Source organism: Oerskovia paurometabola, assembly GCF_016907365.1.
GTDB classification, from domain to species: Bacteria; Actinomycetota; Actinomycetes; order Actinomycetales; family Cellulomonadaceae; genus Oerskovia; species Oerskovia paurometabola.
In genome coordinates this window covers 1,348,094-1,364,679 of record NZ_JAFBBV010000001.1, presented here as the reverse complement: position 1 = coordinate 1,364,679, position 16,586 = coordinate 1,348,094, and the positions used below count along the sequence as shown (strand labels likewise).

Here is a 16,586-nt window from a genome sequence, read left to right as displayed (position 1 = left end):
GGGCGCATGAACCCTGAGCTCTACCCCCTCGGTCTGCGGATCGCGGGCCGTCTCGTGGTCGTCGTGGGCGGCGGCCCGGTCGCCGCGCGGCGGACCCGGTCGCTCGTCCTCGCGGGCGCGCACGTGCGTGTCGTCGCGCCGGAGGTCTGCGAGGACCTGGCGCTGCTGGTCGCTCCCCTGCCCGACGGCGCCGCTCGCCCCGACGGGCCCGGCGCGGCCGGGTCGGTGGCCTGGGAGGCGCGCTCGTTCCGGCCAGGAGACCTCGAGGGCGCGTGGCTCGTGCACACCGCGACCGGCTCCTCCGAGGTCGACGCGGCCGTCGCGGCCGAGGCCGAGGCGCTGCGCGTCTTCTGTGTGAGCGCGGGTGACGCCGAGGCCGGGAGCGCGTGGGTCCCGGCCGTGGCCCGGGTGACCGTGGCGGACGACACCACCTCCGCTGCCACGACCGCCACGACCGAGGTCGTCGTGGCCGTGAACGCCGGCCGCGACCCCCGACGCGCCCAGCGCGTCCGAGACGCGATCGACGCCCTCCTGGCGACCGGCGAGCTCCCGCTGCGGCCGGTCCGACCCGCTGCGGGTCGCGGGAGCGTCGCGCTGGTGGGCGGCGGACCCGGCGACCCCGGGCTCGTCACGGCGCGCGGACGCCGTCTGCTCGCGCAGGCCGAGGTCGTGGTGACCGACCGGCTGGGCCCGCGCGCCCTGCTCGACGAGCTCGCCGACGACGTCGTGGTGATCGACGTCGGCAAGACCCCGGGGTTCCACCCGGTCCCGCAGGAGGAGATCAACGCGCTGCTGGTCGAGCACGCGCTCGCCGGACGCCGCGTCGTCCGGCTCAAGGGCGGCGACCCGTACGTGTTCGGGCGCGGGGGCGAGGAGCTCATCGCGTGCGAGGAGCACGGCATCCCCGTCGAGGTCGTGCCCGGCGTGACGAGCGCCGTGTCCGTGCCCGCCGCGGTGGGTATCCCCGTGACGCACCGCGGCTGGTCGCGCGGTTTCACCGTCCTGACCGGGCACGAGGACATCGGCAAGGTGCCTGCGGCCTCCGACCACACCGTCGTCCTGCTCATGGGCGTCTCGCGGCTCCGCGACTCCGCGGCCGCGCTCGTGGCCTCGGGCCGGTCGCCCGAGACCCCCGTCGCGGTCGTCGAGGACGGGTACGGCCCGCGACAGCGGTCCACCGTGGGGACCCTCGCGACCATCGCCGACGTCGCGACCGCGGCCGGCGTCCGCGCTCCGGCCGTGACCGTGATCGGCGACGTGGTGCGGGTGAGCCCGGCGTGGCGGGCGGCCGGGCTCGGCTGACCGTATCGACCGCTCGAGCCGCAGGGCTGAGGACGGGCGAGAACGACCGAGAACGTGCTGGGGGCCGTCATCCGGTGGATGACGGCCCCCAGCACGTTCTCGACGTTCTCGGCGGCTCGCGTTGCTCAGGCCTGCGGGGCCAGGGCCGCGATCATCGGGTCGTCCTTCTCGATCATGCCCATCTTCGCCGCACCACCCGGCGACCCCAGGTCGTCGAAGAACTCCACGTTCGCCCGGTAGTAGTCGCTCCACTCCGAGGGCACGTCGTCCTCGTAGTAGATCGCCTCCACCGGACACACCGGCTCGCACGCACCACAGTCCACGCACTCGTCCGGATGGATGTACAACGACCGCTTGCCCTCGTAGATGCAGTCCACCGGACACTCCTCGATGCACGCCTTGTCCTTCACGTCCACACAAGGCTGAGCAATCACGTACGTCACGTCGGAGGTTCCTTTTCGTCGGGCCGGAGGGCTTCACCGGGTGCCTCCAGGCTATCGCTCCGCGGTGGCGCGCGACCCCCGCTTCTCACCTGGCAATACGGCGACATCTCGCCCCTGACGAGGCGTCGGGGCCCCAGCGGCGCGGGCCTACAGGAGCCGTCGCGCGGCCGCCCAGCGCGTGAGCTCGTGACGCGACGAGAGCTGGAGCTTGCGCAGCACCGAGGACACGTGGGTCTCGACCGTCTTGACGGAGATGAAGAGCTCCGAGGCGACCTCGCGGTAGGCGTACCCGCGGGCGATGAGGCGCATGACCTCCTGCTCCCGTGCCGAGAGCCGGTCGAGCTCGTCGTCGGCCACGGCCACGTCCGCCTGGCCGGTCCCGAAGGCGTCGAGCACGAATCCCGCGAGGCGCGGCGAGAAGACGGCGTCCCCGCTCGCGACCTGCACCACGGCCCCCGCCAGGTCCGGTCCGGAGATCGCCTTGGTCACGTAGCCCCGGGCGCCCGCGCGGATCACGGCCACGACGTCCTCGGCCGCGTCTGACACGGACAGCGCCAGGAACCGCGTCGAGCCCAGGAGGTCCGAGCACCGCGTGATGACCTCGGCCCCGCCGCCGCCGTTGCCGCCGGGGAGGTGCACGTCGAGCAGCACGACCGGCGGGCGCAGCGCCCGGATCGCCTCGACCGCGCCGTCGACGCTGTCGGCCTCCCCGACGATGTCGACGCGGCCGTCCAGGCTGGCCCGCACCCCCGCGCGGAACATGTGGTGGTCGTCGACGAGGACGACCGGGACCGGCGCACCGGGGACGGTGCTCTGCGCGGGGCTGGGGATGGTGGTCACGTACGCTCCTGGGTCGATCGTGCGGTTCGTCCGGGTCGTCCGGGTCGTCCGGGGCGCTGCGCGGGGACCGGGTCCGGTACGGGGCCGTCCGTGGTCCGTGGCGACGGGCCCTCGTGCCCGGTCGGCGCCGCACCCGCGTCGGGCCCCACCGGCATCCTAGGTCCGGGGGCCGCCCCCGCCGCAGTCTCGGCGGCGGGCTGGACCTCGCTCTCGGCTGCCCGGTGCACCTTGAGCCGCACCTCGGTGCCCCAGCCCGGCCGCGAGACGACCTCGGCGCTGCCGCCCTTGCGCGTGACGCGGCCGATGATCGACTCGCGCACACCGAAGCGGTCCTGGGCGATGTCCTTCATCTCGAACCCGTCCCCGCGGTCGCGGACGAACACCTCCACCGCGTCGTCCGAGACCTCGAGGTAGACCGAGACGGGCGGGCGCCCGTGGGCCACGGCGTTCACGAGCGCCTCGCGCGTGGCCTGGAGGAGCGCGGTGGTCTCGTCGGTCGGGACACAGTCCCCCACGACGACGACGTCGACGACCACGGCTGCGGTCCCTGCCGATCCGCCGTCCCCGACGGTCCCCGCCGCGGCGACCCCGGCCGCGGCCGCGGCCCCCGCCGCCAGCCGCCAGCTCTGCCGGTCCTCGACCTCTCCGACCAGCGTGCGGAGCTCCGCCGCGAGCGATGTACCAGGAGCAGGTCGGTCGTTGTACAACCACTCGCGGAGCTCGCGCTCCTGAGCGCGGGCGAGCCGCGCGACCGTGTCGGCGTCGGCCGCGCTCGACCGGATGAGAGCAAGGGTCTGGAGGACCGAGTCGTGCAGGTGCGCCGCGATGTCGGCCCGCTCGGCCTCTCGCGCACGCGCGGCACGCTCGTCGCCGAGCTCGCGCACGAGCCGCAGCCACCACGGGGCGAGCACGATCGCCGCGCCCGCGAGCACGGCCAGCGACGCGACCGTCGCCCGGACCATGTCCGAGGCCGTCGAGTCCTGCCCGACCAGGAGCAGCACCCCCACGAGCACCAGGACGAGACCGCCCGCGAGCCGCACCACGCCGGCCGGGGTACGTCCTCCCGCCCGCGACAGCCAGCGGCCCCGCTGCGCGGCGTCGAGCTGGGACCAGGCCAGCGCCGTGCCGGCGAGCGCGATGAGGACCGGCAGGACCCACGAGACCTCGATGTTCACGCCGGCCCGCGAGGCCAGGAGCACGGCCGCTCCGCTCAGCAGGACCACGCCGATCGCGACGTCGCGCACCGGCAGCTTGCGCACCCGGCCCTGGAGCCGGGGGGCGATGCGTCGCAGCGACGCGGGGCGTTCCTCGTCGGCCACCTGCGCCGGGTCCCCGGCGGGGACCGTGACCCAGAGGAAGACGTACAGCACGATGCCCGCGCCGCCCGCGAGCGCCATGAGGGCCAGCACGAGGCGCACCGCGCCCACGGGCAGGTCGAGGTGCAGCGAGAGGCCGCGGCACACCCCACCGACCCAGCGCCCCTGCTCGGGGCGCCGGAGGGGAAGTCTCCTGGCTGGTCGCTCTGTCGGTATCACTCTCTGATGGTCACACGCCCGGGCCGCCCCACCGGCCGGAACGCCCCGTTCGTCCGCTCTCGAGGCGAAAGTTCAGGGTCGGCCATCGACAGGATCAGGGTCGGATCAGGGGATCACCCGATACCCCTCGGCACACCTCCCGGGCCAGGCTTGAGCCATGAGCACCGAGGACACCTCCCCAGAACCCCCGGCCGGGAGCTCCGCACCGACCGGAGCACCCCAGCAGCATGCCGGGCCTCCCTACGCGACGAGCACCCCGGGCGGCGCCGGCCAGCCCGGACCCCAGCCCGGGGGGCCGGGCGCCCCTGGTGGCGCTCCGCACCAGGCCCCCGGTCAGTCCGGCGGTCCGTCGAGCGGCCCGTCCGGCGGCCCGTCCAGCGGCATGGACGGATTCTTCGACACCGTGCGACGCATCGGCATCTCCCGGTCGGAGGACCGCTGGGTCGGTGGCGTCGCGGGTGGCGTCGCCGACCGGTTCGGGATCGATCCCCTGATCGTGCGCGGCATCCTCGTCGTCTCGGTGTTCCTCACCGGCGCCGGCCTCGTCCTGTACGGGCTCGCGTGGGCCCTGCTCCCCGAGTCCCGCGACGGGCGCATCCACCTCCAGCAGGCGATCCGCGGCGACTTCGACGTGGCCATGCTCGGTGCTGCGGCCACCACGATCGTCGGTCTGAGCTGGAACAACGGCTGGCTCTCCTGGTGGCACTTCGCCGGGCTCGAGTGGCTCAACGGCCTGTTGTGGACCGCGGCCGTGGTCGTCGTGATCGTCCTGGTCGTCAACCGGCGCAGCGACTACCGCAGGTACGCGGCGAACCGGGCGACCGGGCAGAACGCCCAGCATCCTGGCGGACCCGTGCCGCCGAAGCAGCCCTACCCCGCTCAGCCGTTCACCGGCGCACCCGCCCAGCAGGGCCCGCCCCCGCAGGGCTGGCAGCAGCCTCGCCCGCCCTACGGAGCACCTGCCCCCGGCGCCCAGCCCGCCCCGGGGGTGACGTACCCCGCCGCCCCGGCGGCGCCGTCGGGCCCCGCGTACACCGCCTCGGCGCCGGTTCCGCCGCCGGGCTACCCCGCCCAGCGCCCCGTCCCGCCCCAGGCGTACGCGGCCCAGCAGGCCGCCGCGCAGCAGGCGGCCCGCGCCCACGACCACGCTCGGCGCCGCGCCGAGCGCGAGATCGAGCGCCAGCGTCGTGCCGAGGAGCAGCGTGCCCGCGCGGCCCGGCGTCCGCGCGGTCCCGGGACCGCGGTCGTGGGGATCACGCTCGGCGTGAGCCTCCTGGGCGCCGCGGTCCTCCTGCTGCTCGAGCGTCGCGACGTGATCGACGTGCCGTTCTTCTACACGTGGATCGGCGCGACCATCGTCCTGCTCGGGCTCGGGGTCATCGTCTCCGGCCTGCGGGGCCGCACGAGCGGTGCCTTGGGCGGCCTCGCGATCGTCGCGACGCTCATCGCGCTGCCGATCGCGGGCCTGAACAGCAGCATCGACAACATCGACGCCGACCTCACGGCCCGCGTCTCCGACGCCACGTACACGGTGACCTCGGTCCAGGACGCCGAGAACGGCTTCGCCTTCACGTTCGGCAACCCCGTGGTCGACCTCAGCCAGCTCGACCTGAGCACCGTCGGGGAGGACCCGGTCGTCGTCCCGATCGACCTGAGCGCCGGCGACCTCACCGTGATCGTCCCGGCCGACACCCCGGTCGAGGCCGAGGTCCGCGTCCTCGCGGGCAACGCGACCTGGACGGTCGACGGCGAGCGCCGCTCCATCAACGGTGTCAACACCCGACCGCACACCTTCGTCACCGACTCCGTCACCGACGGCGCCGGCCCCGTGCTGCTGCTCGAGGTCGACGTCTCCGCCGGCGACGTGACCATCCGGGAGGAATCATGACCACCGAGAAGAACCCCTACGAGTCCGACGACGCGCGCGAGACCCAGGCCCTCCCGCCGGTCGACCCCACGATCGAGCTGCCCGTCACGTCAGGTGAGGTCGCCGACGACGAGGCCCCCTCGGAGGGTGGGTCTCCCGACGGCACCGACGAGGCCGACTCCGACACGACGCAGGTCGTCGAGTCCGGCCCCGTGCACGAGGACGACCTGGCGGACGAGATCTTCCGCGGCGAGGCGACCCAGGCTCTGCCGGTCGCCGACCCCACGCTCGCTCTGCCGGTCACCGACCCCACGCTCGCCCTGCCGGTCGTGCCCCCGACGCACGCCCAGGCGTACCCGGTGCAGGACGCACCGGTCGACCCCGAGCCGGTCCCGGTCGCGGCCGCGTCGTCGCCTCCCCTGTCGACGCAGCCACCGGCTCCCGGGCCGACCCCCGCGGTCGACCCGGCCGCGCAGTGGAACGTCACGGCGCAGCAGAAGGCGCAGCTCCCGCCCGAGGACGACCCGCGCGACCGTGGGCTGCGGGTCGGGACGGTCGTGTGGGGATTCGTCATCGTCGCCGTCGGGGCCGGCATCCTCGCACTGGCCCTCGGTGCGACGTACGACCTCGACCTCGCGCTCATCGCCCTGCTGAGCGTCGCGGGCCTGGTGCTCGTGGTGAGCTCGATCGTGTCGAGCAGCCGCCGCAGCGCCCGCGAGCGCGCCAGGCGCTGAGCCCGGCTCGCCGAGTGCGGGGTTCTGCTGCGACACGCCCGGCGAGTCGCAGCAGAACCCCGCACTCACGACAGCAGGGGTGAGCACGACGGCGGCGCACCGGTCCAGTTGGACCGGTGCGCCGCCGTCGTGCACCTGGAAGAGGACCTCAGCGCGGAGGCGTCTCCCCCGCGGGGGGCGTCGTCGGAGGCGTGTCCGGACCGGTCGGCGGGACCCCTGGGCTCTTGGGCTCGACGAGCGGATCGGTGTGCGTCGCAGGGACCCCCGGGCTCTTGGGCTCCACGACCGGCGCCGCGTGAGCCGACGTGCGGGTCGGCGGCGTGACGGGCGGGGTCGTGGGAGCCGGGGTCGTCGGTGCGGGCGTGACCGGTGCTGCGGGCGCAGCGTGGGCCGGGGTGTGCGTCGCCGGGGCCGGGGCCGACGACAGGTTGCCGCCCGACGAGTAGCCGTCCGACGTCTCGACCGCGACGGCCGGGCCGCTCGCGATCCGCCGCAGAGCGATACCGATGAGGATGAACAGGATGCCCAGGCCGATGACCAGTGCCGAGACGCCGTAGGCGACGACCGAGGTGAACAGCGAGGCGCGCAGGAACGAGGCGTTCATGACCGTGGCGCGCCGCTCGTCGTCCTGCGGGAGCTCGGCGTAGGTCTGGCCGTCGCTGATCTCGAGCGCGTGCTTGTTGATGACCTCCGCCTGGGCGTAGGCGGTGAACGGACCGTTGACGTGGCGGCCCGCGAGGAAGTCCGCGTCGTCGGACACCGTGATGTCCTCGGCCGACAGTTGCGAGGTGACGACCCCCCACGTGACGCCACCGGCGATGATCATGACAATCCCGGCGATGACGGTGAGGATCCCGATGACCCCTACGCCCTTCGCCGGCCGAACCGTGACAGTGCTGGACATTGCGATATCCCTCCCCGAGCCGATTCTTTGATGTCAACGTAGCGACGATTCGTCGTCTCCGCCGGACGAAAGGTCTGTTCGACCGCGAATCAGGCCAGCCGGGCACGGCCCGTGGACGCGTCGATGGGAGAATCCTGGGGTGAGGATCACCCATGTGACGGACTGCTACCTGCCGCTGCTCGGCGGCATCGAGACCCAGGTGAGCCGCCTCGCGGCCCAGCAGGCCGCTGCCGGCCACCACGTCGAGGTGGTCACCACGACGCCCGCGGCGCCGGGCGAGCACGGCATGAGCCGCGAGGTGCACGACGGCGTCACGATCCACCGCGTGGCCGCCCGGATCCCCGGTGGCTACCCCGTGCACCCGCGGGCCGCCCACCACGTGACGCGCATCTTGCGGGACGCGCGCCCCGACGTCGTGCACCTGCACATGGGCGTCCTCACGCCGTCGGTGCAGGCGTCGCTCAAGCCCGTCGCCCGCCTGGGCCTGCCCGCGGTCCTGACCGTGCACAGCGTGTGGGGCTCCGCCGAGCGGTGGTTCGCCGCGCTCGACCGCGTCACGCACTGGTCGCGCCTCCCGATCCTGCTGTCGGCCGTGAGCGAGCTGACGGCCGCCCCGCTGCGCCGCATCGCCGGGCCCGACGTGCCCGTCGAGATCCTGCACAACGGGCTGGACCTCGACGAGTGGGCTGTGCCGCGCGTCGAGCGGGACGCGCGCGGCGAGGGCAAGGCCGTCCACGTCGTGGCCGCGACCCGGTTCGCGCCCCGCAAGCGCGTGCTGCCGCTGCTCGAGTCGATCCGGCAGGCCGTCGAGCGCCTGCCGCACGACGCGCTGTTCGCGACCATCGCGGGCGAGGGCCCCGAGCTCGACGCGGCCCGCCGCTTCGTCAAGGAGCACGGGCTCTCCTCGACGGTCAGCCTCCCGGGGCGCCTCGGCGCGCACGAGCTCAAGCGCCTCTACTCGCGCGCCGACGTGTTCGCGGCCCCCGCGATCCAGGAGTCGTTCGGGATCGCGGCGCTCGAGGCGCAGGCCGCGGGCCTGGTGGTGGTGACGCGCGCGGAGTCCGGGGTGGCCGAACGGCTGACGGACGGGGTCGACGGCCTGCTCGCCGACGACGACGACGCGATGACGGACCAGATCGTGCGGCTCGTGACGCAGGACGGTCTGCTCGACCGCATCGTCGCGCACAACCGCGCGGTCCGGCCGTCGAGCGGGTGGCCGAGCGTGCTCGCGGACGTCGAGAAGGCGTACGAGAAGGCGGCGGCGTACCGCGAGGAGCGGACGGCGGGCACCGCGCGGGGCTGAGCGGTCAGCCCGCGGGGCGGGCGTCCAGGTCCAGGACGTGCCGGCGCTCGAACTCGATCCGGTCCCCGGCGAGCAGGCCCGTGATGGCGGCCGGGTCGTTGTCGAGCACACCGACCATGCGGTCACCGTCCACCTCGGTCACGAGCACCCACATGCGCTCCCCGATCCCCTCGTCGGGGAGGAAGACGAGCTTGACCAGGGCTCCGGGAACCACGCCGGACGTGTCCTCGGGGATCGGAAAGGTCTCGGGGTGCTGCGCGTTCCGCCCGACGACGTCGCGGAGCGACCACCGTACGGGGTCCGGCCGGTGCCCGGGGCCGTCGTCCTCCGGCAGGTCCCGCAGCATCCCGTCCTGCTTGCGGTCGAGCGTGCCGTCGTCGAGCATCTGCTCCACGATCCGGGTGTTGTAGGGCCCGAGGACGGTCCACGATCCCACCGTGTCGGCGCGTGCGGCCCGGAGGGCGACCTGCGCGCGACGGAGTGGGAGCTTCGCGAGCCCGGGGTCGAGCACGAGCAGGTCGTGGAAGTGCACGACCACCGGCTGGGACTCGGGTGCCTCGACCGCGGAGAGGTACGTCCAGCCGTCGGGCCACCGCAGGACCCGGGTCACAGGCATACCGCGCTCCAGGACCTCGACGCTCGAGACCACGAGCTCGTCGAGTGCGGGCACCTGCGAGCGCCGGGAGCGGCCGAACATCAACGGTGCCCGTGGAGGCGCAGGCGGGCAGCACGAGGGTCCATGACGGGCAAGGTACCGCAGACCCGCCGAGGCCGTCCGCAGGCGGTGCGCTCCGCCGTCGGGCCTGCGGGTGCGGCCCGACCCCGCACCACCCCGGACGCCGAAGGGCCGGCCCTGCAGATCGCTCTGCGGGGGCCGGCCCTTCGTGGCTCAGCGGGAGGTCACTCCCACTCGATGGTGCCCGGCGGCTTGCTCGTCACGTCGAGCACGACGCGGTTGACGTCCTTGACCTCGTTCGTGATACGCGTCGAGATGATCGCGAGGACGTCGTACGGCAGACGGGTCCAGTCCGCGGTCATGGCGTCCTCGGAGGACACGGGGCGCAGCACGATCGGGTGGCCGTAGGTGCGGCCGTCGCCCTGGACGCCGACCGAGCGGACGTCGGCCAGGAGCACGACGGGGCACTGCCAGATCTCGTCGTCCAGGCCGGCCTTCGTGAGCTCCTCGCGCGCGATCGCGTCGGCCGCGCGCAGGATCTCCAGGCGCTCGGCCGTGACCTCGCCGACGATGCGGATGCCGAGACCGGGGCCGGGGAACGGCTGACGGGCAACGATGACCTCGGGCACGCCGAGCTCGCGGCCCACGGCGCGCACCTCGTCCTTGAACAGGGCCCGCAGCGGCTCGACGAGCGAGAACTGCAGGTCGTCGGGCAGGCCGCCCACGTTGTGGTGGCTCTTGATGTTCGCGGTGCCCTCGCCGCCGCCGGACTCGACGACGTCCGGGTACAGGGTGCCTTGGACGAGGAACTTGACCTCACCACCGTGCTCGCCCGCGTCCGCGACGATGTCGCGCGCCGCCTGCTCGAACGCGCGGATGAACTCGCGGCCGATGATCTTGCGCTTGGTCTCGGGGTCCGAGTGGCCCGCGAGCGCCGAGAGGAAGCGCTGCTTCTCGTCCATGACGACGAGCTTGACGCCCGTGGCCGCGACGAAGTCGCGCTCGACCTGCTCGACCTCGCCCGCGCGCAGCAGGCCGTGGTCGACGAACACGCACGTGAGCTGGTCGCCCACGGCCTGCTGGACGAGGGCCGCGGCGACCGAGGAGTCGACGCCGCCGGACAGGCCGCAGATGACGCGTGCGTCCCCGACCTGCTCGCGGATGAGTGCGATCTGGTCGGCGATGACGTTGCCCGGGGTCCAGTCACCGGCGAGGCCGGCGCCCTGGTACAGGAAGTTCTCGAGGGCCTTCTGGCCCAGCGGGGAGTGCTTGACCTCGGGGTGCCACTGCACGCCGTACAGGCGACGCTCGGTGTTCTCGAAGGCCGCGACCGGCGAGCCCGCCGAGGTCGCGAGGACCTCGAAGCCCTCGGGGGCCGCGTGCACGGCGTCGCCGTGGCTCATCCAGGCGGTCTGCTGGTCGGGCGAGCCCGAGAGCAGCGCACCGGCCTGGCAGACGTCGACCGACGTCCCGCCGTACTCGCTGAGCCCGGTCTGCGCGACCGTCCCGCCGAGCGCCTTGGCCATGGCCTGGAAGCCGTAGCAGATGCCGAGGACGGGCACGCCGGCCTCGAACAGCGCGGGGTCCACGAAGGGCGCGCCCTGCGCGTACACGGACGACGGACCGCCGGACAGGATGATCGCTGCCGGGTCCTTGGCGAGCATCTGCTCGACGGTGAAGGTGTGAGGGACGATCTCCGAGTACACCTTGGCCTCACGCACGCGACGCGCGATCAGCTGGGCGTACTGTGCGCCGAAGTCGACGACCAATACGGGCCGGGGGGCTGAGGGGGTGGGTGTCACCAGCCCAGGATAGTTGGCCCGAGGCCGATCCCCGGCATCGGTCCAGCACGTGCGACGGGGATCACTGCGCGCGTCAGGCGGGCAGCCGCTCGCGCAGCTCGCGCGCGGCCCGCTCGGGATCGGCCGCACCCGTGATCGCGCGGACCACGACGATGCGCTCGGCGCCCGCGTCCAGCACCTGGTCGAGCCTGTCGGCGTCGACACCCCCGATCGCGAACCACGGCGTGGTCGGCGCCGTCGCCGCGACCTGTCGCAGCAGGTCGAGCCCGACGGCGTCGCGCCCCGGCTTCGTGGGCGTGGCCCAGAGGGGGCCGACGCAGAAGTAGTCGACGTCGGGGTTGGCCTCGGCGGCTGCGGCCTGGGTGAGCGAGTGCGTCGAGCGGCCCAGGAGCGGGCCCGCACCGAGGAGCGTCCGGACCGCGGGCACGGGCAGGTCGCCCTGACCCATGTGCACGACGGGGGCCCCGGTCAGCAGCGCGACGTCGGCCCGGTCGTTGACGGCCCACAGCGCCCCGTGCTCGGTCGCGACGCGCGCGACCGTCTCCTGGAGCTCGAGCTCGCGCGCGACGTCGAGCGTCTTGTCCCGGAGCTGGACCACGTCGACCCCGCCCGCGAGCGCCGCGTGCAGGAAGTCCTCGAGGTCGCCGCGCTCCTCGCGCGCGTCGGTGCACAGGTACAGCCGGGCGGCGCGCAGCCGCTCGACGGTGCCCTCGCGGGGGGCGGTGTGCTGTCGGGCCTCGGCGTCGCCGGTCGGAGCGGTGGTCACGGCGCCCAGGATAGGCACGGCTCGTCGGGGGCGCGGTCGGGGCGCAGCCCGTGGGCACGCCCCGGGCGTGGTCGGCGTGCGTTGTAGGGTGGCCGCGAAGCACGGGAGCCCCGTTCGGGGCTGAGAGGGCGAGAGCCGACCGTCGAACCTGATCTGGGTCATGCCAGCGAAGGGAGCGAGCGCATGAGCGCAGCCCTGTCCACCGACCAACCTGCCCTGCCCGCGCGCCCGCCCGTGCCCGACGGCGCCACGGACGTCCTCGTCGTGGGCGGCGGCATCGTGGGGCTCACCGCGGCGTGGCGGGCCTCGCGTGCAGGTCTGCGCGTGACCGTCCTGGACCCGGCGCCGGGCGACGGCGCGACCCACGCGGCGGCCGGGATGCTCGCCCCGGTGACCGAGGCCGACTTCGGCGAGGAGGCCGCGCTGCGCCTGGGCGCCGACTCCGCCGCGCGGTGGCCCGCGTTCGCGGCCGAGCTCGAGGCCGACTCGGGGCTCGACGTGGGGCTGCGGGCCACGGGCACGCTCACGCTGGCCTACGACGGGGACGACCTGGCCCTCGGGCGGCGCGTGCGTGCGCTGCAGGAGGCGTGGGGGCTCGACTCGACCGAGATCACGGTCGCGGCCGCCCGGGAGCGCGAGCCGCTCGTCGGGCAGCGCGTCGCGGGCGCGTTCTGGGCGCCGGGAGACCACCAGGTCGACCCGCGGGCGGTGCACGGCGCCCTGACCGCGGCCCTCGCACGGGACCCGCGCGCCGCCGTCGTGCACCGCCGGGCCGTCCGGCTCCTGCGCTCGCCAGGACCGGGCGCCCCCGTGACCGGGGCTCTCGACGACGCGGGCCACGAGCACCGGGCGGGGACCGTGGTCCTCGCGGCGGGCGCGGACTCGGGGGACCTGCTCGCGGACGTCCCCGAGGTCACGGCCCCGACCCGTCCGGTGAAGGGGCAGACGCTCCGGCTCGACGCCCCGCCCTGGTTCACGCTCGACCACGTGGTGCGCGGCGTCGTGCAGGGACGTCCGGTGTACGTCGTACCGCGTACGCCCGGACCCGACGGGCACCGCGAGGTCGTCGTCGGCGCGACGAGCGAGGAGCACCCCGACGACCGGCGCGCGACCGTGGGCGGCGTCTTCGCGCTCCTGCGGGACGCCCGCGCGCTGCTCCCCGCGCTCGACGAGCTGGCCCTCGTCGAGGTCACGCCGCGCGTGCGCCCGGGCACCCCCGACAACCTGCCGCTCCTGGGAGCCACGAGCGTGCCCGGCCTGGTCCTCGCGACGGGCCACTACCGCAACGGCGTGCTGCTCGCCCCGGTCACGGGCGCAGCGATCGACGCGGTCCTGACCGGCCAGCCGCTGCCGCCCGCGGTCGCGGCGATCGACCCCCTGCGCTTCTCCCCCGCGTCCGCCCCTTCCCCCACGCCCACCCCCCGGAGGACCACATGACCGGCACCGCGCTCGTCAACGGCGAGCCCTATCGACTCGCCGTGCCCACGACCGTCACCGCCCTCGTCGCCGCGTTGCTGCCCGAGCTCCTCGGGGACACGGGCGACGTCCCCCGGGGCGTCGCGGTCGCGATCGACGACGCCGTGCTCCCCCGCAGCACGTGGGCGTCCACGACCCTGCGCGACGGCGACCGTGTCGAGGTCGTCACGGCGGTGCAGGGTGGTTGAGGACCCGCAGGACCGCGCGGCCGACGACTCTCTCGTCGTCGCGGGCGTGCCGCTCGGCTCGCGCCTCGTCATGGGCACGGGCGGCGCCGCGAACCTGCTCACGCTCGAGGAGGCGCTCGTCGCGTCCGGCACCGCGCTCACGACCGTCGCGATGCGCCGCGTCGCGCGGGTGCGTCCGTCGGGTGGCGCGGGCGGCGACGGGGGTGCGGGCGAGACCGGCATCTGGGGCCTGCTCGACCGCCTCGGCATCCGCGCCCTGCCCAACACCGCGGGCTGCTTCTCGGCCAAGGAGGCCGTCCTCACGGCCCACCTGGCCCGCGAGGCCTGCGGCACCGACTGGGTCAAGCTCGAGGTGATCGCCGACGACGTGACGCTGCTGCCCGACCCGATCGGGCTCGTCCAGGCCGCCGAGACCCTGGTCCGCGACGGCTTCACCGTCCTGCCCTACACCAACGACGACCCGATCCTCGCGCGCCGCCTCGAGGACGTGGGCTGCGCGGCCGTCATGCCGCTGGGCGCGCCCATCGGGTCGGGGCTGGGCATCCTCAACCCGCGCAACATCGCAGCCATCGCGTCGGCGGCCCGCGTGCCCGTGATCCTGGACGCGGGGATCGGGACCGCGTCGGAGGCCGCGCACGCCCTCGAGCTCGGGTGCGACGGGGTTCTCCTGGCAACGGCGGTCACCCGCGCCGCCGACCCGGTGCGGATGGCCACGGCCATGCGGCTCGCGGTCGAGGCCGGACGGCTCGCGGCGCTCGCGGGCCGCATCCCGCGCCGCGAGCAGGCCCTCGCGAGCTCGCCCGTCGACGGCATGGTGGGCCGGGCCGGGCTCACGGGGTCCGGCCTGCTGGGCGCCGGCAACCTCGACCTGGCGCTCTGACCCGGCGCAGTGCCGGAGCACTCCCGCTGAGGTAGAACGTCCTGCTCGAGGTAGAACGCACCGGGTTCTACCTCGAGCAGAACGTTCTACCTCGCCGACAGCGAGGAGAGCGAGGAGAGCGAGGAATCAGTAGGTCGGGCGGCCCGGCTCGACGTCCCGCACCCAGGCCAGGACCCCGCCCTCGACGTTGCGCGCGTCCACGCCCGCGGCCCGCGCGAGGCTCGCGACCCGCTCGGACCGGCCTCCGACCTTGCACAGCACCGCGACCGTCCGGTCGCGCGGCAGGTCCGCGAGCGCCGCGGCCGCCCCGGGCCCCGCGTAGACCCCGCTGGGCACCACGCGGGCGCCGTCGAGCGAGAGGATCTGCGTCTCCCAGTCCTCGCGCACGTCGAGCAGCAGCAGGGCGTCGTCGGGGTCCGCGAGGCGGTCGGCGAGCTCGCGAGGGGTCAGGCTCGTGGGCGTCGGCCCCGTCCTGCCCGGCACCCGGGCGAGGTCGACCGCGAGGCGGCCGTCCGCCGTCGGGCCGGAGAAGAGGTCCGCGCCGGACGAGACACCCGACGGGACCTGGACCGAGCCCACGTCGCCTACCGGGGCGAACCCGCAGAACGCCTCGTACGCGTGGTCCCCCGCCAGGAGCCCCGTCACCGGGACGCGGGCCGGGTCGGCCCGGATCGTGAGGTGGCGCCACGTGAGCTCGAGCGAGTCGTAGACCGCGAGACGGCCCAGGAGCGTGCGGCCGGCCCCCGTGATCAGCTTGATCGCCTCGGTCGCCATGACCGAGCCGACCGTCCCGCACATGGCACCCAGGACGCCGCCCGTCGCGCAGTCGGGCACCGTGCCGGGCGGCGGCGGCTCGGGGAAGACGTCACGGTAGACGACGCCCTCCCCGACCGGAGGCGCCGACCAGAAGACGCTGACCTGGCCCTGGAAGCGGAAGATCGAGCCCCACACGCAGGGGATGCCCGCGATCTCGGCGGCGTCGCCCACGAGGTAGCGGGTCGCGAAGTTGTCGGTCCCGTCGAGGACGACGTCGTAGCCCGCCAGGACGTCGAGGACGTTGGTCGCGTCGAGGCGCTGCTCGTGCAGGCGGACGCTCACGTGCGGGTTGACCTCCGCGAGGGCGTCCCGCGCCGAGACGACCTTGGGTCGCCCCACGTCCGAGCCGCCGTGGATGACCTGGCGCTGGAGGTTGGAGACCTCGACGCGGTCGTCGTCGACGATGCCGATCGTCCCGACGCCGGCCGCCGCGAGGTAGAGCAGCGCGGGGCTGCCCAGCCCGCCCGCGCCCACGACCAGGACGCGCGCGGCCCGCAGGCGCTGCTGACCCTCGACCCCGATCCCCGGCAGGGCCAGGTGCCGCGAGTAGCGGGCCAGCTCCTGCGTAGACAGGGGCTCGACCGAGGGGGCGACCAGCGGCGGCAGCGACGTCATCGCGCGTACTGCTCCACGAGGGCGTCGAGCTTGGCCTCGGCCTCGCGGTGGACCTTCTTCTCGAGGATGAAGGACATGACGGGCACGACGCCCGCGAAGACCATGGTCGCGAGTCGTCCCCAGCTCCAGCGCATCTTGGACCACAGGTCCAGGACCGTCACGAGGTAGACCACGTAGACCCAGCCGTGCGCGAACGGGATCCAGCCCACGAAGCGCATCACGCCGTCGACGTCGACGAACTGGCCGACGCCGTACTTGACGATCATCTCGACGCACAGGATCAGGAGCATCACACCGGTGATGAGGGCCATCACGCGGTAGCGCTGGAGCGCGCCGCGGGCCTTGCGGACGGCGCGGTCCACGACCTCCTGCGACGGGGCGTCCGCCACGGCGTCGGAGGTCTTCTGCGAGCCGGCGGGGTCGGGCGTGGTCATGGGAA

The 16,586-nt window shown here is 74.4% G+C and carries 16 protein-coding genes; 7 read left to right on the top strand and 9 right to left on the bottom strand.

Annotation, left to right across the window (positions count from 1 at the left end; genetic code table 11):
- The first annotated feature begins 6 nt into the window (after window positions 1-6).
- Window positions 7-1,302 (top strand): uroporphyrinogen-III C-methyltransferase, encoded by a 1,296-nt coding sequence (cobA, locus tag JOD48_RS06150; protein ID WP_191789443.1) that lies wholly within the window; start codon window positions 7-9, stop codon window positions 1,300-1,302.
- Between the two features lie 125 nt (window positions 1,303-1,427).
- On the opposite strand, the gene fdxA is transcribed toward cobA, so the two are convergent.
- From fdxA to JOD48_RS06135, 3 genes are all read right to left on the bottom strand, one after another.
- Window positions 1,428-1,745: a ferredoxin gene (fdxA, locus tag JOD48_RS06145; RefSeq protein WP_056764260.1), complete on the bottom strand. Its 318-nt coding sequence runs from the start codon at window positions 1,743-1,745 to the stop codon at window positions 1,428-1,430.
- A 147-nt stretch (window positions 1,746-1,892) separates the two neighbouring features.
- Window positions 1,893-2,576, bottom strand: coding sequence for a LuxR C-terminal-related transcriptional regulator (locus JOD48_RS06140; protein WP_372440792.1), 684 nt, complete (start codon window positions 2,574-2,576; stop codon window positions 1,893-1,895).
- A gap of 5 nt (window positions 2,577-2,581) precedes the next feature.
- Entirely contained in the window at window positions 2,582-4,120 is a 1,539-nt protein-coding gene (locus JOD48_RS06135; RefSeq protein WP_307823999.1) for an ATP-binding protein, read from the bottom strand.
- 157 nt (window positions 4,121-4,277) lie between these two features.
- Here JOD48_RS06135 and JOD48_RS06130 point away from each other — a divergent pair, with 157 nt between their 5' ends.
- Both JOD48_RS06130 and JOD48_RS06125 read left to right on the top strand, forming a co-directional pair.
- Entirely contained in the window at window positions 4,278-6,008 is a 1,731-nt protein-coding gene (locus JOD48_RS06130; RefSeq protein WP_204808071.1) for a PspC domain-containing protein, read from the top strand.
- Window positions 6,005-6,721 carry a hypothetical protein gene (locus JOD48_RS06125; protein WP_204808069.1) on the top strand — a complete coding sequence of 239 codons (717 nt, stop codon included), beginning with the start codon at window positions 6,005-6,007 and terminating at the stop codon, window positions 6,719-6,721. The genes JOD48_RS06130 and JOD48_RS06125 overlap by 4 nt, the downstream gene beginning before the upstream one ends.
- 148 nt (window positions 6,722-6,869) lie before the next feature.
- Here the strand turns inward: JOD48_RS06125 and JOD48_RS20110 are convergent, their stop codons facing one another.
- Window positions 6,870-7,625: a hypothetical protein gene (locus tag JOD48_RS20110; protein WP_307823998.1), complete on the bottom strand. Its 756-nt coding sequence runs from the start codon at window positions 7,623-7,625 to the stop codon at window positions 6,870-6,872.
- A gap of 139 nt (window positions 7,626-7,764) precedes the next feature.
- Here JOD48_RS20110 and JOD48_RS06115 point away from each other — a divergent pair, with 139 nt between their 5' ends.
- Complete coding sequence (locus JOD48_RS06115) at window positions 7,765-8,928, top strand: glycosyltransferase family 4 protein (RefSeq protein ID WP_204808067.1); 1,164 nt, start codon at window positions 7,765-7,767, stop codon at window positions 8,926-8,928.
- A 4-nt stretch (window positions 8,929-8,932) separates the two neighbouring features.
- On the opposite strand, the gene JOD48_RS06110 is transcribed toward JOD48_RS06115, so the two are convergent.
- From JOD48_RS06110 to thiE, 3 genes are all read right to left on the bottom strand, one after another.
- Complete coding sequence (locus JOD48_RS06110) at window positions 8,933-9,625, bottom strand: DUF2314 domain-containing protein (RefSeq protein WP_204808065.1); 693 nt, start codon at window positions 9,623-9,625, stop codon at window positions 8,933-8,935.
- A gap of 203 nt (window positions 9,626-9,828) precedes the next feature.
- Window positions 9,829-11,406 carry a glutamine-hydrolyzing GMP synthase gene (gene guaA, locus JOD48_RS06105; RefSeq protein ID WP_191791438.1) on the bottom strand — a complete coding sequence of 526 codons (1,578 nt, stop codon included), beginning with the start codon at window positions 11,404-11,406 and terminating at the stop codon, window positions 9,829-9,831.
- Between the two features lie 73 nt (window positions 11,407-11,479).
- Window positions 11,480-12,172: a thiamine phosphate synthase gene (gene thiE, locus JOD48_RS06100; RefSeq protein WP_204808062.1), complete on the bottom strand. Its 693-nt coding sequence runs from the start codon at window positions 12,170-12,172 to the stop codon at window positions 11,480-11,482.
- 183 nt (window positions 12,173-12,355) lie between these two features.
- Between thiE and thiO the strand changes: the two genes are divergently transcribed.
- The 3 genes from thiO (at window position 12,356) to JOD48_RS06085 (ending at window position 14,716) form a co-directional block, all read left to right on the top strand.
- Window positions 12,356-13,609, top strand: coding sequence for a glycine oxidase ThiO (gene thiO, locus JOD48_RS06095; RefSeq protein WP_204808060.1), 1,254 nt, complete (start codon window positions 12,356-12,358; stop codon window positions 13,607-13,609).
- Window positions 13,606-13,836 (top strand): sulfur carrier protein ThiS, encoded by a 231-nt coding sequence (gene thiS / locus JOD48_RS06090; protein WP_204808058.1) that lies wholly within the window; start codon window positions 13,606-13,608, stop codon window positions 13,834-13,836. The genes thiO and thiS overlap by 4 nt, the downstream gene beginning before the upstream one ends.
- 70 nt (window positions 13,837-13,906) lie before the next feature.
- A complete protein-coding gene (locus JOD48_RS06085; RefSeq protein WP_204810390.1) occupies window positions 13,907-14,716 on the top strand; it encodes a thiazole synthase in 810 nt (269 codons plus the stop codon).
- Window positions 14,717-14,842: 126 nt separating this feature from the next.
- Here the strand turns inward: JOD48_RS06085 and moeB are convergent, their stop codons facing one another.
- Both moeB and JOD48_RS06075 read right to left on the bottom strand, forming a co-directional pair.
- Window positions 14,843-16,147 (bottom strand): molybdopterin-synthase adenylyltransferase MoeB, encoded by a 1,305-nt coding sequence (gene moeB / locus JOD48_RS06080; protein WP_204808056.1) that lies wholly within the window; start codon window positions 16,145-16,147, stop codon window positions 14,843-14,845.
- Window positions 16,144-16,581: a DUF3817 domain-containing protein gene (locus JOD48_RS06075; RefSeq protein ID WP_191791450.1), complete on the bottom strand. Its 438-nt coding sequence runs from the start codon at window positions 16,579-16,581 to the stop codon at window positions 16,144-16,146. The genes moeB and JOD48_RS06075 overlap by 4 nt, the downstream gene beginning before the upstream one ends.
- Between the last annotated feature and the right edge of the window lie 5 nt (window positions 16,582-16,586).

Coding starts and splice junctions, on each gene's coding strand:
- thiO (WP_204808060.1), top strand. CDS start 12,356: ATGAGCGCAGCCCTGTCCACCGACCAACCTGCCCTGCCCGCGCGCCCG.
- JOD48_RS20110 (WP_307823998.1), bottom strand. CDS start 7,625: ATGTCCAGCACTGTCACGGTTCGGCCGGCGAAGGGCGTAGGGGTCATC.
- cobA (WP_191789443.1), top strand. CDS start 7: ATGAACCCTGAGCTCTACCCCCTCGGTCTGCGGATCGCGGGCCGTCTC.
- JOD48_RS06125 (WP_204808069.1), top strand. CDS start 6,005: ATGACCACCGAGAAGAACCCCTACGAGTCCGACGACGCGCGCGAGACC.
- thiS (WP_204808058.1), top strand. CDS start 13,606: ATGACCGGCACCGCGCTCGTCAACGGCGAGCCCTATCGACTCGCCGTG.
- JOD48_RS06110 (WP_204808065.1), bottom strand. CDS start 9,625: ATGTTCGGCCGCTCCCGGCGCTCGCAGGTGCCCGCACTCGACGAGCTC.
- moeB (WP_204808056.1), bottom strand. CDS start 16,147: ATGACGTCGCTGCCGCCGCTGGTCGCCCCCTCGGTCGAGCCCCTGTCT.
- JOD48_RS06085 (WP_204810390.1), top strand. CDS start 13,907: ATGGGCACGGGCGGCGCCGCGAACCTGCTCACGCTCGAGGAGGCGCTC.
- JOD48_RS06075 (WP_191791450.1), bottom strand. CDS start 16,581: ATGACCACGCCCGACCCCGCCGGCTCGCAGAAGACCTCCGACGCCGTG.
- JOD48_RS06130 (WP_204808071.1), top strand. CDS start 4,278: ATGAGCACCGAGGACACCTCCCCAGAACCCCCGGCCGGGAGCTCCGCA.